The sequence below is a fragment of the Desulfoscipio gibsoniae DSM 7213 genome, assembly GCF_000233715.2.
Taxonomy (GTDB): Bacteria; Bacillota; Desulfotomaculia; order Desulfotomaculales; family Desulfallaceae; genus Sporotomaculum; species Sporotomaculum gibsoniae.
Map to the genome: position 1 here is coordinate 793,433 of NC_021184.1, position 13,892 is coordinate 807,324.

The window sequence follows — 13,892 nt, forward strand, 5'->3', positions numbered from 1 at the left end:
GGAGAGATAAGTATGTCGGGATGTGGAAGCTGTTCATCATGCGGTGCCGGTGACAAAACCCGGGAGTATAGAAATAGTGATGGGAAACCGGCGATAAAATGTACACTGTGTGGTAAAGAAATAACCTTTGATAAATTGCCTGGAAATCGCCGGGTTACCTGCCCGGAATGCGGGACGGATATTGAAGTTATTCCGCTGCTTTTAAATTAACGCTACTGGTTAAGCTGGAAAAGAACCTAAAAACTATCCGGTTGCAGGGTGGTTTTTTTAGACGATTGTCCCGGGCATTATAATATCAAAAAATGGCAATATTACATTTAGTAACCAATCTAGCAAAGGTGATCAAATGAGCACATCAAGGTACGATGAAATCTTTAAAAAGCTTGTAAAAACCGCCTACCGGGGTGATATGGCCGAGGAAGTGGCCAAAATCCGGGACGGTGATAGTGTTACAGACCAGTATCTGCTTTACGCTTCGGGGGGTGGCGACCCCAACACAGTGGTGTTTAAGGTCCGGGACTGCAGTGGTAAGTGTGACGCAGGCGATGATAACTGCGAGGCGTCTTGTCTTTTTGGTGCCATAGTGCGTGACATGGAGGGTAATGTTGTTATTGCGCCCAATAACTGTACCGGGTGTGGTAAGTGTGTTGAGGTGTGCAAGCATTACTCGCTGGTGGATAAGAAAGAATTCGTACCGCTGATAAAAATTTTGACAGATCGCAAGGTGCCGGTTTTTGCTATTATGGCACCTGCTTTTATCGGCCAGTTTGGCCCGGGGGTGACTCCCGGTAAAATGCGGGCTGCGCTGAAGAGGCTGGGTTTTTACGGCATGGTGGAAGTGGCTCTCTTTGCCGACATTCTTACATTGAAGGAAGCGCTGGAATTTGAGCGGCACGTCACCCGGGAAGAGGATTTTATGCTTACCAGTATGTGCTGTCCCATCTGGGTATCTATGGTTAAGAGGGTTTATCAGGATCTGGTGCCGCACATATCCCCTTCCGTTTCACCTATGGTGGCCTGCGGCAGGGGTGTTAAGCATTTGCATCCCGGTGCCAGGGTAGTGTTTATAGGTCCCTGCATTGCCAAAAAGGCGGAGGCCAAGGAAGCCGATATCCAGGATGCTGTGGACGCTGTAATTACCTTTCGGGAATTGGAGCAAATTTTTGAAGCGGTGGGTATCAATCCGGCTGAATTGGAAGAGGACGAAAGCGAGCACTCTTCCAGTGCCGGGAGAATATATGCCAGAACCGGCGGGGTGAGCCAGGCAATATCAGATACGTTAAGCAGGTTAAGGCCGGACAGAAAGATTAAGATTAGGGCCATCCAGGCCGACGGGGTTCAGGATTGCCGCAGAATGCTCAAGGATGTTTTGGAAGGGCGTATTAACGGAAATTTCTTGGAAGGCATGGGTTGTAACGGGGGTTGCGTGGGTGGTCCCAAGGTAATCATTGACCCGGCGGATGGACGCAAATCCGTGGAGGATTACAGCAGAGAGGCGGGTTCCATGACGCCGGTGGATAACAAGTATGTTATGGAGCTGTTGAGGCGATTAGGCGTTCAAGATACGTCCGATTTTTTGGACAGCTCCAAGGCGGCCATGTTTATCAGGAATTTTGAGCAAGAAGCTCAAAACCGGGATAAAACAAACGGGCTATAGATATGGATGTGTACCAACAGGTAAATGCTGCAGGATATTGCGACAGTGGTGTATAATTAATGTAATTGTTACATATAGCAGGGGAGGTTTTGGGGATGGATGAAAATATAACTGCATTTAAGTGCAAGGATTGCGGTTTGATATTCTGGGCAAAAAAGTCTGATGACCCCAGATTTTGTCCTTTTTGTGAAAGTACTTTATTAATTGAAAATGAAGAACAATAGTAGAGCTGCGTAGTAAACTTAAATACCTACTTGCTGATGCTGTGGAAACTGCACATGAAAAACATAATAGAGCTGTGAAGTAAATTAAACACCCGCCGGCTTTGGCTGGCGGGTGTTTTATACGATTAATCATAATTAAAACTTATATAAACCATAGCAAATTATTTCTTGCCACAATGGAAATACAGTGATAATCTATAAATAGAAAAACAAGGAACCGGTTTCGACAACACTCATCTATCATGTTTAGTTATTGTTAAGAATTATTATATAAATAAGGGGGACTTATAAATGACGATGCCCAATAAAATCTGCCCGATTTGTGAGACCGAATTGAATTTGGAGAACGTGTCCAAAAAAGATTGGCTGGTTGAAAAACCCATCAAATTGGATTACGCCGGCCGGGCTATATGCCAAAAGTGCGCTAACTGGATTGAAAATACCGAATGGGACTAGATGATCAAAACCCCGGCATTGCCGGCGGCGTGTACTAATAATGATGCCAATACACCGTATCTCAAGTAAACGATGCTGTAAACCACACCGGAAATGAAGTAAATTGCAAATGCCGCCGGTTCGGGGCCATGTAATAAGGCAAAGATTGTTGAGGTTGCCACAACCCAGGCCCCGATTAAAAAAACTGCCTGCCCCGGCTTGGCCAATTGGCGCACCAGTCCCAGACCGATAAAGCGAAACAGCATTTCTTCCAGTAAAGGGCCAAGTAAAATAATCGATATTACGATGATAACAGTGTCCGCGGTGATTACTCCCAGGTCCGGCACATTGACCTGACTTGTCCCCGGGGCAATTGCTATACCATATTGCCGGGCTGTTTCCCTGTACCACTGAAAAGCCCAACTCAGCAAAAAACCCGCCAGTATAAATACAGGCGCGGTTTTATTTATTTTTTGGCAATCCTCCAGTAGTTCGTTCAACCGGCCCAGGCTGATTAATAACAGCACTCCCAAAAGCCCGGCCTGGCCGATAACCAGGTCAAAGGTTGGTTTTTTTACTTGCACACCCTTGAGCAGCAATGCCAAAGCCCCAAGCATTACAAAAAAACAAGCCATAGACTTTACATATTTGATATCCCCGCTGGCGATTATTGTTTTCATGTTCCTTTTACAGTGGTTTTCAATATCTGCCACATTTCATCGGAAACTACCCCCAAACGCCAGAGTGCGATGCCGTCCAGGTTATATTGCTTGGCTATGCCAACTTTGGTTAGTATGCTTTGCGGGGTTTCCGTGGGGGCGGAGATGCCCAGGAGCAGTTTTTGCGCCGGGACAACCGCAGTAGCCGACTCCACGGCTTGGATGACCTGGTTGACCGGCTCCGGTGTGGAACCGTAATCGTATGCCATAATAATTATTTTATCCGTTACTTTCCCCAGTGCTTGATAATCGTAACCCTTGTAGGAACTGTTGGGGGCATGCAGTGTAACGGTCAGGGTCTTGCCTGCCGCCTGCAGTTGTTCAAACAGTAAGCTGACAAAACTGGTAAAGCTGTTTTGCACAGCTTGTAATTGTGCTCCGGTATCCCGGTAACCTAAACCTTCAAGGTTAAGATTAACGCTGTCATACGAATTGATTTCTTTTAATATATCCGCAACGGCCTGATTCATGGCATTCTCGTTAGTTAGTAAGTTAGTGATGGTGCCATCTTCGTCTGTGACGTGAACCACCATCTCGGTGCGTATGTTATATGACCGGGCTGCGTCAAGAACATTCTCCCAGCCATCCGGGCGCTGCCAGCCTGTCCTGCTCTGCGTTAACAAATTGCCCTGCCCGTCAAGGCTGTACCAGCCCAGGGCCAGATCGGATACCAGGCCTGTGTTTCCGGCTGCTGTGCCGGGGTAAGGCACGCCGAACAGATTGCCCCAGCTGCTGGTTTGCGCATCGCCCAGGGCGTAGAAACCTACCACAGTCATCTGCTGTGGGGGGGAAGTAATTTTCACGGTGCTGGTAACATTATCCCACACCACCTGGCAATCGAAAGCTTCACTGAAAAATCGCAGCGGAATCAGCGTTCTCCCATCCAGGTTTAGTGGCGGTACCTCCAATGGGATGGGGGTCTGGTTGCGATAACCGGTATTGCTGCCCATTTGCAGCAGCACGGCGTTGTTCCCATCGGTGGCGTTTATCGTTTGTGCGGCACCATCCCAGGTGACCTGTACATTCAATGCTTCGGCAATAGCCCTGAAGGGAACCAGGGTGCGTCCGCTTTGGATGACGGGCTGTACGTCAAAACTAACCGGCAAACCGTCAATGAGTACAGAAATCTGCTTGTGTTCTTGAGCCGGGGCCGCAGTTGCGAATCCGCAGGCTAAAAAAAACAGCAGGGCCATAGTTAAGAATAAACGTTTCATAATAGGTAGATTACCTCCCGATTGAAATTGATGCGACGTCGCTTGTCGTGACGTATCATACTGGCATTATAACATGATGGCAATGAATTGCGAGGCCGGATCAAATAACTAATAACAAAAGGTTTGCCTTGATATTTGTAGTCATGCAGTTCCGTTGGACTTATCCCCGTATCAGGGTGGACCAGCTCATGGGTTTTGGTTGGAAGGTACTGATGCCCCTTGCCCTGGCCAACATATTTATAACCGGTATAGGAATGATGATTTACCAAGCGATAGGATGGTGAATTCCCCACTGGCTTCAAACAAATGGGAATAGTACATTACTAGGCCCGCTAAAAAGAGCCCCGTTTTAGGGGCTCTTTTTAGCGGGCTGGTGGCCTTTAAACCCTTAGCTTTTCCATCTTTTAACTTTCAATACTCGGTGCCATATTGCTGTCAATCACCGTTTGGTGTTGCAGGGGTTGGCTGTTGTTGTTCATCGGCTTTCGTTTCGCTGTCTTGCTGTGATTGGTTTTGAGGCTGTTGTTCTTCGGGCCTGGTTTCCCGGGCCGGAGCGGGTTGCTTGATTTCCTGAGTCGGTCTGGCCTGGGTGACCGGTTCCCTGGTCGTTGGTGCAGGTGTTGGCGCTGGAGTTGGAGCGGCTTGTGCTTTTCCCTCTTCCGGGTCTTCTTCGTCTTCCTCAGACTCTTCTTTTATTTCAAAGCCGACTCCGTTAATGGCTTTGTCTGTTTTGTCCAATTTTACGGCTACTAATTTAAGGTTGCCGTCTTTATCCTTGGCCTTTTCACCATCCGTATAATCCAGCTGTACATCAAGCCAGAGAAAGTCCTGTACAGGGACCCTTTGAATCACTTTACTTACCTTTAAGTCTTCCTCATCCTGACCGGTATTTAATAGTATGTAGCTGTTATTATTGTCGTGGGCCCAGGTTACCATGGGCCTGTCCTCCGTGGTGGAAGACACTTTTTTGATGGATGCGGGCAGCTCATCAATGTCCACTTGGCTAAAACCAATGCTGGATTCCTTGGGAATTAATGTTTGCTCCGGGGGAGCCGGTTTTTGCTGGGCCTGGTTGCAGCCAAAAATAACCAGGGTTGACAAAGCCAAAACAAAAACGGTTAGTTTTTTCATACTATGACCTCCCGATTTTTGTTTTATCTTTTGTCTAAAACCCTGGCTCTATACGTTAATTTATTACAACTTTGGCAGCAAAAAGGCAGGTGATTACTATAAAGGCCGGGATTATAAGGGAGCTAAAAGTAGTTACTTAAGAATCGCGTATGGCGTGTTTTATAGCCAATTTAAAGGGCTATTATAGTTAATTATTTTATTTGGACCGGCTGCAGGAACTTAACTCGATGTAGATACGTCCTTTAAATTAATAACTTTTTGCTATATAATTACTTGATTGTTAAGAAAGGGTGATGTACATTTTTTTATTGTACGGCAAGGGCGCAAGGCCTAAAGGTTAGAGGTTAATGTATATTTACTGTTACCTACTGTTATGCAAGTTCGGCAATATTTCCTCTATAGCAGTATTCCTAAATAATGAAATGAAAGGAACGGTAATATGCGTAAAATTATTATTATATTGGTGTCAGTGGCGGCATTGCTGCTGTCATGTAACGCTGCCTTTGCCCAAACGAGTAATTTTAAACTGGGCAATGAGCTTTTGATGACCAAGTATCACCACTTGATTGAGGGGAAAAGGGCGGGGCTGGTTACCAACCAAAGCGGTGTCAACAGCCAGGGGGTAAGCACCATTGATGTGCTGGCCGGCGACCCGTCCATCCAGTTGACAGCGTTGTTCGGACCCGAGCATGGTATTGACGGTAAGGCTAAAGCCGGTGCCTATGTGGAATCCTATACGCACCCGGTACTGGGTATACCTGTTTACAGCCTGTACGGGGCTACCAGGGAACCCACCGCTGAGATGCTAAAAAACGTGGATGTGCTGGTGTTTGATGTGCAGGATATTGGGGCCAGATCCTACACCTATATGTCCACCCTTAATTACTGCATGGTGGCAGCACAGAAAAACAATAAAACCGTGGTGGTGCTGGACCGTCCCAACCCGGTGGGTGGTGTGATAGTGGAAGGTCCCATGATGGAAGACCCTTATATCACCTTTGTGGGTGTGGATAATTTACCCATGGCTCACGGTATGACGGCCGGGGAACTGGCCAAGTTCTATAACCGTAAAATTGGTGCCAACCTTGAAGTGGTGCCCATGGAGGGTTATGCCAGGTCCATGATCTACCAGGATACCGGCTTATCCTGGGTGCAAACTTCGCCCAATATACCCGACCTGGATGCTGTTTTCGGTTATATGGCTACTGGATTGGGGGAAGGAACGGGTATCGGGCAGGCCGATACGTTCAAGTGGATTGGCGGTAATGGTGTGGATGCCCGGAAGTTTGCCGACTTATTAAATAATGCCGGGCTGCCGGGTGTGGTTTTTGTTCCTGAAACAAAGGGCGAAAGGGGTGGTGTGCGGTTAAATATTACAGACTATCATGCCTTTAACCCGGCTAAAACAGGTATTTACGCTTTAACCTATGCTCACTCGTTAACTAACTTTACAGTGCCCAAAAGCGGCGCAACCGTGGTAATGTTTGATAAAATTATGGGGACCAATAAAATAGGCCAGTACCTGGAGCAGGGACTGACACCCCAGCAAATAGAAGCGCAATATGCCGGGGCGCTGAACCGTTTCAAGGAACTGCGGAAACAATATTTGATTTATGGCGACGGGACCGGGCAGAATGCCGGTGGTGATGGCGGTTCGAATGCCGATCAGGATACCAATCAAGATGCTGGTCAGGTTCAACAGCAGCCCATCAGTGTTATAGTTGAGGGCCGGGCCATAGACTTTGATGCGGCTCCCTTTGTGGATGCCAATAACCGCTTGATGGTTCCGCTCCGGGCCATTGTCGAGGCTCTGGCTGCGACGGTGGACTATGACGAAGAAACAAGGGAAATTACCATCGTCAAGCAGGGCCAAACAAACATATTTATGCTGAATAGTAACATGGTGCTGGTAGGTGGAGAGCTTAAGAGTATGGATACAATGCCTGTGGTTAAAAACAGCCGCACCATGGTGCCGGTGCGCTATGTAGGTGAATATTTCGGCGCGCAGGTTAACTGGGATCCCGCAACCCGCATAGTTACAGTTGACTAACTGTAGGCGTTTTAATGGGTTTCTGATCAACGGTAAATTGTTGATGGTATGTAAATAGGCGTTGTTGAAATCCTCTGATTCACCTTGGATTTCTACAACGCCTGCTTACTTGTTGGAGAAATCAATACATAAAGTTTGCCAAATATGTTTGCATATTATCAAAAATCAGTATAAATTGTACATGATAAATATTATATCAGCAGGAGGTTTTGTTATGGAACACACCACCAATACAAAAGTTATTTTCGCCGATGGCATGGAAGAGGCAAAGGAAAAATATCTGGCGCTGGGCTTGAAGACCGAGGACCCCAAAGCGGTTTTGGAGTGCTATAAGGTTTCCGAGTTGGATGATTTTGATTTAGCCGAGGATTTTAATTTTGTTGGTGAAATTTCGGTATCCCCTGAAGTTATGAATACAATTCGCCAGGACCCTGACAGGGCCTATGTTTTATACTACATAGAAAACATATGATGCAGCAAATGTCTTGCCATTAATTTTCCAAAGTATTAAGCCACGATGCAAAATATGCATGTAATTTATGCTGTAAAACTGGCCATAATATAAGTAGATTAATTTACAGGAGGAAAGTATATTGCAAGGAACAGTAAAATGGTTCAATGACAGCAAAGGCTATGGATTTATTGAAGGTGAAAACGGCAGAGATGTTTTTGTTCATTATTCGGCCATTCTAACCGATGGTTTTAAATCCTTAAGCGAAGGACAGAGGGTGGAATTTGAAGTTACTGACGGTCCCCGTGGCCAGCAGGCATCCAACGTACAGGTGCTCTAGTCAAAAGCCAAAAAAAACCCCGTGTGACCGGAGTCGCACGGGGTTTAATTTTTTTGATGCAAAAATTTCAGCCAGTCGCCATGCTCAATTACTTCCGCGCTTTCCTCCAGCCAGTGGGCTTTGGTGGGCGGCCATAAATACATATGAGCCTTGACCGTTTCACCGGTTTCCAAATTTGTAACATCCCTGATTTCCCTTATCAGGTCACTTTGGCTTTCAACGCCTGTAAACTTATGGATTTCATCGATTTCCGGCAAAATTACCAGCAGCTCGGGTGATTCAAAAATTACTCCCTTTACTTCCCCTTCGCCATCCTGTACTATCGGATAGCCGTCCTGCAGCAGGTGATACATCACTCCTTTAGCCTTGGCCGGAAAGGTTTTAGGTTTACACGACTTTAAATAACGATCATAATTGGCCAGGCCCGGGAGCAGGGTGCCGTACACGAACAATCTATTTAAATACACAAGCGCCACCACCTTTGTATAGGGTTTGAATAATACTTTCTGTTTAACAAGGGAATTTCCTTTATTATTGTAAGAATATTTTAAAAAAACCCGGACTTTTTTTATTTACTGTTGGATATGCCGCCAGGTTTGTTTTTAAATTGGTTGCCGGTACTGATATTGCCCCGGGCCAGAGATGCGAATATGCCGGCCAAACAGGTGGCGGCGAAAACAATAAAGGCTGTTTTAATGCTCTTGGTGAGCAGGCTTACGTCGGCTTGGTTAAGTTCCACATGACCAATAAACATGGCCATAATTAATGTGGCTATGGCCATGCTGATGGCCTGCCCGGTTAAACGCATGGTGCCCAGGGTGGATGAGGCGATGCCGTAAAATTTCTTTTCCACCGAGCCCATGATGGCATTGCTGTTGGGCGAGGAGAACAGGGCAAAGCCTATTCCCAAAAGGGCCAGGTTTATAAGCACAAACCAGATGGGGGTTTGCTCGGTTAAAAAAACAAAAATAAACAATCCCAAAGTGGTCAAAGTCATACCCCATGAGGCCACCACCCTGGGCTGTACCCGGTCGGACAGCTTACCCGCAAAGGGTGATAATAGCGCCATGAGCACAGGCTGGGACAATAAAATAAAGCCGGCCTGCTGGGAATTGTAGCCCATGACTACCTGTAGATAAAGGGAAAGTAAAAAACCCACAGCAGAGGTGGCGCTATAGTTAATGAGTGCCGCCAGATTGGAAAAAGTAAAGGTGATATTTCGACTAAACAGCTTTATATTGAGTACCGGGAACTCGGTTTTCATTTCATGCCAGATGAAAATAGCCAGTATGATAAGGCCGGCGATAAGCAGGTAACCAGACCAGGTTGCGGTGGTGATGCTGGATATGCCGTACATAAAGGCCACCAGACCAACTGAGTAAAGGACCGCTCCGGTAATGTCATAGCTTTCTCCCCTGGCGCCCGCCCATTCTCCTTTGAGTTTGGTTAGGCTCATAATAATAACGGCTAAACCAATTAGTACACAGAGATAAAAAATAGATGGCCAGCCCAAATTATGGTTTAAAGTACCGCCTAGCACGGGACCCAGGGAGAGGCCGGTATAAACCGTGGCTACATTGATGCCCAGTATTTTGCCCCTTTCCTGGGGGGGGAACACCGAGGTCAGTATAGCCATGGCGGTGCCGAAAACCATGGCGCTGCCGATGCCCTGCAATAACCTGAAGGCAATAAGCATTTCAACTGATGCGGCCAGGCCACATAACAGAGAAGACAATGTGAAAAAGATCATGCCGGCAATGAATACTTTTTTCCGGCCCACAATGTCCGCAAATCTGCCGAAGGGCACCAGAAAGGCCGCCGAAGCCAGTATGTAACTGGTGACCACCCAGCTTAAGTGCATGGCGCCGGCGTTGAACTGTTCACCGATGGAAGGTATGGCCAAATTTACGGCGCTGCCCATGAAGGGTGTTAAAAATGATGCCATGGTAATGGTAATCAGGGTATGCCTTTTAAATTGCGCATCCTGGGTCAAATTCCAACACCTCCGGTTAATAACGAGCCTAACGAGCCTGGGATGAATATAATTGGCTACACCATTACTTTATAACTAAACTTATAACCTGTAAAGCGGTGCGGTGTTTGTTCCTCAGGCCGGTTGATGGAGATTTTTAATTTCCAGGATGCGGTTGTGGGTAGCGGTTGTCTCAGTGTCCTGCCAGAAACAGGTAACGTGCTAATATCAATATACTGAGCAGCCACATCAGCCAGTGAACCTCCCGGGTGCGGCCGCTGACTGCTTTGAGCAAGGTATAAAATACTATGCCGGCAGCAATGCCGTTGGCAATACTGCCGGTAAAGGGCATGAGCACGATGGTTAAAAACGCAGGCAGGCCTTCGGTAAAATCGATAAAGTCAATATTTTTCATAGACTGGGCCATCAGCAAGCCAACGATGATTAGCGCCGGGGCTGTGGCCACCCCGGGTATTAGCCCGGCCAGCGGGGCCAGCACCAATGCCAGCAGAAATAGTACGCCTGTGGTGACAGCGGTGAGGCCGGTGCGCCCGCCTTCGGCAACGCCGGCCGTACTTTCCACATAAGCGGTTACAGAGCTGGTGCCCATAAGTGCGCCGAAGGATACACCGCAGGCATCAACCAGCATAGCCCGGCCCAGCCGGGGTGACTGCCCGTTTTTATCCAGCAGACCTGCCTTTCCGGCTGTGCCTACCAGTGTGCCGAAGGTGTCAAATAATTCCACGAAGGTAAAGGTGAAAATTATCGACCACAGACCCATCTCCAGCGCACCGGCCAGGTCCAGCTTGCCCACCGCCAGTGTGGAAAAATCGGGCAGGGCAAAGGGTTGAAAGCCGGTGGGTATGCTGGTTACACCCATGGGCAGGCCGATTAATGTAGTGATAAGGATGCCGAATAATATGGCCCCCTTAATCTTTTTGGCCATTAAGAGGGCGGATAGGGCAAGGCCGATCAGGGCCAGCAGCGTGCCGTTATTGCCAAAGGAGCCCAGGGTGATATTCCATTCAAAAGAACGCAAAGCGGCCACGCCCCCGGCTTCATTCAATGCATCCAGGGTGGGGGGGATCACCGGCCCGGCCTGAATAACCATGAATTCAGCCATTTTCAAACCCAGCATGGTAATGAACAGGCCAATACCCACAATGATGGCGTTTTTCATTGATTGGGGTATGGCTACCACCAGCAGCTGGCGAATTTGGGTAACGGTTAAAATAATGAACAATAGGCCTGATATGAATACCGCACCAAGGGCGATGGGCCAGGGGATGCCTACGTGTTGGGCGGCCACGGTGGCAAAGTAAGCGTTGAGTCCCATACCCGGGGCCAGGGCAATGGGGAAGTTGACAAGCAGCCCCATGGCGATGGTTACCACCCCGGCGGCCACGGCGGTGGCGAAAAACACCGCGTTTTTGTCCATGCCCGTGGCGGCCAGTATATTGGGGTTAAGGAACAGTATGTAGGCCATGGTCATAAAGGTTGTTAAACCGGCGATTATTTCCGTGCGGGTGTTGGTATCGTGTTCTTTTAGTTTAAACAATTTCTCCAGCATGCTTGTTCCCCCGGTATAATTTATGATCACGCGGTAATGTGCCCGGGTGTGCAGTATGAGCATTATTTGTATTGCTGCTATTCATTAGCCCGAGCTTTTACTTTATTCTTCCTAAAAATTATCCCATTATTCCGGAGGAATGATAGCGCTGTTACACTAATAAATCAGGTATGCCACGGCAGGTGTTGCCGCATATGTTAGTTCGGTTTTGCGATTGGTTGGTGCTTATTTAAGGATTGCTTAGCAGGGCTAGTCTTTTATGCAAGAACATGCATTACCAATTAACTGGTAATTTGCTTGTCTAAAGATATATTGTTGTCTTACAATATATTAAGACATCATGGTAGTGACAGAAAGGAGTTGTATTATTTTGCGTAAAACAGTTGTGCTGGTTGTGGCTTTACTGCTATCGCTGACAATGGCTTCTGCGGCTTTTGCCCACTCCAGCGGATATGTGACCTATTTTAATAACGGCGGCAGTGGCTGGGTTAGCAATGGCCAGCATGGTCATTACTGGTCCGGATTTGACGGCCCGGTGATAGTTAAAGGTATTTCTAACGATGGTCACTTCAATGCTCACGACTGGGGTTATGGTTATTCCCGCGGCGGCAGTTTGTATCGTTACAACGATGCTAATGGCAAAGCGCATTATTACTATGATTGGGATAACGATGGTGACTGGTACTACTACAAGGACGATAACGGCCGAAACCAATATGTCTACATTGACCCTGATCGTGAAGGTGAATGGTATCGTTATTACGACAAAAACGGTAATATTCAATACTATTATGATGTTAGGTAACTATACCCAGTTGACTTGTTGACTGTAATAAGCAGCAAGGGAAGCACGGGGCGGTTCTCGCGGGGGAAGCAAGAGAACCGTACCCTTTGCTTTCCCAAGCAGGTAACTTAAATAAATACGGGCGAACCATGTGGTTCGCCCGTATATTATAATTTTACTTAATTTAAACAATCTTTTTCTTTAGCTTAGGGTGCATCAATACTTTTTCGGAAGCGTAATTTTCGCAAGGTATAGTGAAATTAGGTACCAAGCTCTCTACACCGTGGTTGTAAAGCTCCATTTCCATAGCGCGAGCAGTCTTTATCATAGCGAGGACGTTGAAACATTCTATTCCATTTTTGTAGTGACAATTTTCGCAAGGAGCATTAATAATTCGTCTTGACATGAGCATCACCTTCTTTTGACCATCAAATTTTGTCTGAGTAAATTATACTAGTGATGTTGTTTGTCTACAAGTTTTTTGTATACAAAATACAGATGTTTATATTTTTTGAATGTATTTTATATTCATCTTATATGCATTTTTTCATCGAAATAGTTAATATGACAGGGGATTGAGGACGGTCCGGTTTTGGCCGGTAGTAAACTGCCCAGCAGGTGATGGTGGCCAGACAGTACCAAGAATTAATGTCTAAGTCTTTTAAAAATTGTTTTACTTTTAACTAATAATGTGGTATTTTAATATAGATTAAATACTTGAATAATAACCATGGAGGTTATGCATCACAGGAAGTGAAGGCATTATCACATGGTTTTTTATTTTTTTGGCGGTTGTTTGGCGGTTATTAAGTCCCTATCAACTTAGCAGCGGTGAAATAAACAATCTTAGTACAATTTCTTAGTATGAACTCGATGTAATTTAACGTGAGGTATGTAAAATGCTTAAAAATAAATTGTTTCGCATTGCTGTTATTGATGGCCAGGGGGGCGGTATTGGATCGCAAATAGTGGAAAAATTGGCTATGGCGCTGCCCGCCGGCAAGGTAGAGATTATCGCTCTGGGTACCAATGCCCTTGCGGCAAGCCGCATGCTCAAAGGCGGAGCCAACGAAGCGGCCAGCGGCGAGAACGCTATTGTTTTCAACGCGCCGCGAGTTGATTTGTTTGCCGGTACAGTGGGCATGATTATGCCCTTCGGTTTTGGCGGGGAAATGACCACAGCTGCTGCTGAAGCAGTGGCCCTGTCTCCGGCCCCCAAATATGTTTTACATTTGAACCGGACCGGGGTGGAGCTGGTAGGCAGCATAAATGAGCCTCTTCCGCATCTGGTGGATATGCTGGTGCAAAAAGTGCGCGAGTATTTGGAGCTGTAATCATTTAGATG

The 13,892-nt window shown here is 46.8% G+C and carries 15 protein-coding genes and 1 pseudogene; 10 read left to right on the forward strand and 6 right to left on the reverse strand.

Going from position 1 to position 13,892, the window contains the following annotated elements; genetic code table 11:
- Positions 1–12 precede the first annotated feature (12 nt).
- From DESGI_RS03660 to DESGI_RS24315, 4 genes are all read left to right on the forward strand, one after another.
- Complete coding sequence (locus DESGI_RS03660) at positions 13–210, forward strand: hypothetical protein (protein WP_006520975.1); 198 nt, start codon at positions 13–15, stop codon at positions 208–210.
- Positions 211–346: 136 nt separating this feature from the next.
- Complete coding sequence (locus tag DESGI_RS03665) at positions 347–1,657, forward strand: [Fe-Fe] hydrogenase large subunit C-terminal domain-containing protein (RefSeq protein WP_006520976.1); 1,311 nt, start codon at positions 347–349, stop codon at positions 1,655–1,657.
- A 95-nt stretch (positions 1,658–1,752) separates the two neighbouring features.
- A complete protein-coding gene (locus DESGI_RS26000; RefSeq protein WP_006520977.1) occupies positions 1,753–1,881 on the forward strand; it encodes a hypothetical protein in 129 nt (42 codons plus the stop codon).
- Positions 1,882–2,172: 291 nt separating this feature from the next.
- A complete protein-coding gene (locus DESGI_RS24315) occupies positions 2,173–2,337 on the forward strand; it encodes a hypothetical protein (protein ID WP_006520978.1) in 165 nt (54 codons plus the stop codon).
- Here the strand turns inward: DESGI_RS24315 and DESGI_RS03670 are convergent.
- The gene (locus DESGI_RS03670) at positions 2,334–2,996 is read right to left on the reverse strand and encodes a CPBP family intramembrane glutamic endopeptidase (RefSeq protein WP_006520979.1); all 663 of its coding nucleotides are present in this window, start codon (positions 2,994–2,996) and stop codon (positions 2,334–2,336) included. The genes DESGI_RS24315 and DESGI_RS03670 overlap by 4 nt on opposite strands.
- Positions 2,993–4,249 (reverse strand): stalk domain-containing protein, encoded by a 1,257-nt coding sequence (locus tag DESGI_RS03675; protein WP_006520980.1) that lies wholly within the window; start codon positions 4,247–4,249, stop codon positions 2,993–2,995. The genes DESGI_RS03670 and DESGI_RS03675 overlap by 4 nt, the downstream gene beginning before the upstream one ends.
- A gap of 116 nt (positions 4,250–4,365) precedes the next feature.
- Here DESGI_RS03675 and DESGI_RS23585 point away from each other — a divergent pair.
- Positions 4,366–4,533: pseudogene (locus DESGI_RS23585) on the forward strand (NADH-quinone oxidoreductase subunit H); the annotation flags it as partial.
- Positions 4,534–4,684: 151 nt separating this feature from the next.
- Here DESGI_RS23585 and DESGI_RS03680 read toward each other — a convergent pair.
- Positions 4,685–5,380, reverse strand: a complete 696-nt coding sequence (locus DESGI_RS03680; protein ID WP_006520981.1) for a hypothetical protein — start codon at positions 5,378–5,380, stop codon at positions 4,685–4,687.
- Positions 5,381–5,819: 439 nt separating this feature from the next.
- Here DESGI_RS03680 and DESGI_RS03685 point away from each other — a divergent pair, with 439 nt between their 5' ends.
- From DESGI_RS03685 to DESGI_RS03695, 3 genes are all read left to right on the forward strand, one after another.
- On the forward strand, positions 5,820–7,430 hold the full coding sequence (locus DESGI_RS03685) for an exo-beta-N-acetylmuramidase NamZ domain-containing protein (protein WP_006520982.1): 1,611 nt from the start codon (positions 5,820–5,822) through the stop codon (positions 7,428–7,430).
- A 214-nt stretch (positions 7,431–7,644) separates the two neighbouring features.
- The gene (locus tag DESGI_RS03690) at positions 7,645–7,902 is read left to right on the forward strand and encodes a hypothetical protein (protein WP_006520983.1); all 258 of its coding nucleotides are present in this window, start codon (positions 7,645–7,647) and stop codon (positions 7,900–7,902) included.
- 121 nt (positions 7,903–8,023) lie between these two features.
- Positions 8,024–8,221, forward strand: a complete 198-nt coding sequence (locus DESGI_RS03695) for a cold-shock protein (protein ID WP_006520984.1) — start codon at positions 8,024–8,026, stop codon at positions 8,219–8,221.
- Between the two features lie 44 nt (positions 8,222–8,265).
- Here DESGI_RS03695 and DESGI_RS03700 read toward each other — a convergent pair whose 3' ends face one another.
- From DESGI_RS03700 to DESGI_RS03710, 3 genes are all read right to left on the reverse strand, one after another.
- Positions 8,266–8,688, reverse strand: coding sequence for a gamma-glutamylcyclotransferase family protein (locus DESGI_RS03700; protein ID WP_006520985.1), 423 nt, complete (start codon positions 8,686–8,688; stop codon positions 8,266–8,268).
- Between the two features lie 101 nt (positions 8,689–8,789).
- A complete protein-coding gene (locus DESGI_RS03705; RefSeq protein WP_006520986.1) occupies positions 8,790–10,214 on the reverse strand; it encodes an MFS transporter in 1,425 nt (474 codons plus the stop codon).
- Between the two features lie 172 nt (positions 10,215–10,386).
- Positions 10,387–11,763, reverse strand: coding sequence for an NCS2 family permease (locus tag DESGI_RS03710; RefSeq protein ID WP_006520987.1), 1,377 nt, complete (start codon positions 11,761–11,763; stop codon positions 10,387–10,389).
- A gap of 370 nt (positions 11,764–12,133) precedes the next feature.
- On the opposite strand from DESGI_RS03710, the gene DESGI_RS03715 reads away from it, so the two are divergent.
- The gene (locus tag DESGI_RS03715; RefSeq protein ID WP_006520988.1) at positions 12,134–12,568 is read left to right on the forward strand and encodes a hypothetical protein; all 435 of its coding nucleotides are present in this window, start codon (positions 12,134–12,136) and stop codon (positions 12,566–12,568) included.
- 878 nt (positions 12,569–13,446) lie between these two features.
- Entirely contained in the window at positions 13,447–13,881 is a 435-nt protein-coding gene (locus DESGI_RS03725; RefSeq protein ID WP_006520990.1) for a DUF3842 family protein, read from the forward strand.
- The last annotated feature ends 11 nt before the right edge of the window (positions 13,882–13,892 follow it).

Bases quoted from the DNA above. Each gene is read 5' to 3' on its own strand.
- DESGI_RS03660 (WP_006520975.1), top strand. From the start codon at position 13: ATGTCGGGATGTGGAAGCTGTTCATCATGCGGTGCCGGTGACAAAACC.
- DESGI_RS03665 (WP_006520976.1), top strand. From the start codon at position 347: ATGAGCACATCAAGGTACGATGAAATCTTTAAAAAGCTTGTAAAAACC.
- DESGI_RS26000 (WP_006520977.1), top strand. From the start codon at position 1,753: ATGGATGAAAATATAACTGCATTTAAGTGCAAGGATTGCGGTTTGATA.
- DESGI_RS24315 (WP_006520978.1), top strand. From the start codon at position 2,173: ATGACGATGCCCAATAAAATCTGCCCGATTTGTGAGACCGAATTGAAT.
- DESGI_RS03670 (WP_006520979.1), bottom strand. From the start codon at position 2,996: ATGAAAACAATAATCGCCAGCGGGGATATCAAATATGTAAAGTCTATG.
- DESGI_RS03675 (WP_006520980.1), bottom strand. From the start codon at position 4,249: ATGAAACGTTTATTCTTAACTATGGCCCTGCTGTTTTTTTTAGCCTGC.
- DESGI_RS03680 (WP_006520981.1), bottom strand. From the start codon at position 5,380: ATGAAAAAACTAACCGTTTTTGTTTTGGCTTTGTCAACCCTGGTTATT.
- DESGI_RS03685 (WP_006520982.1), top strand. From the start codon at position 5,820: ATGCGTAAAATTATTATTATATTGGTGTCAGTGGCGGCATTGCTGCTG.
- DESGI_RS03690 (WP_006520983.1), top strand. From the start codon at position 7,645: ATGGAACACACCACCAATACAAAAGTTATTTTCGCCGATGGCATGGAA.
- DESGI_RS03710 (WP_006520987.1), bottom strand. From the start codon at position 11,763: ATGCTGGAGAAATTGTTTAAACTAAAAGAACACGATACCAACACCCGC.
- DESGI_RS03725 (WP_006520990.1), top strand. From the start codon at position 13,447: ATGCTTAAAAATAAATTGTTTCGCATTGCTGTTATTGATGGCCAGGGG.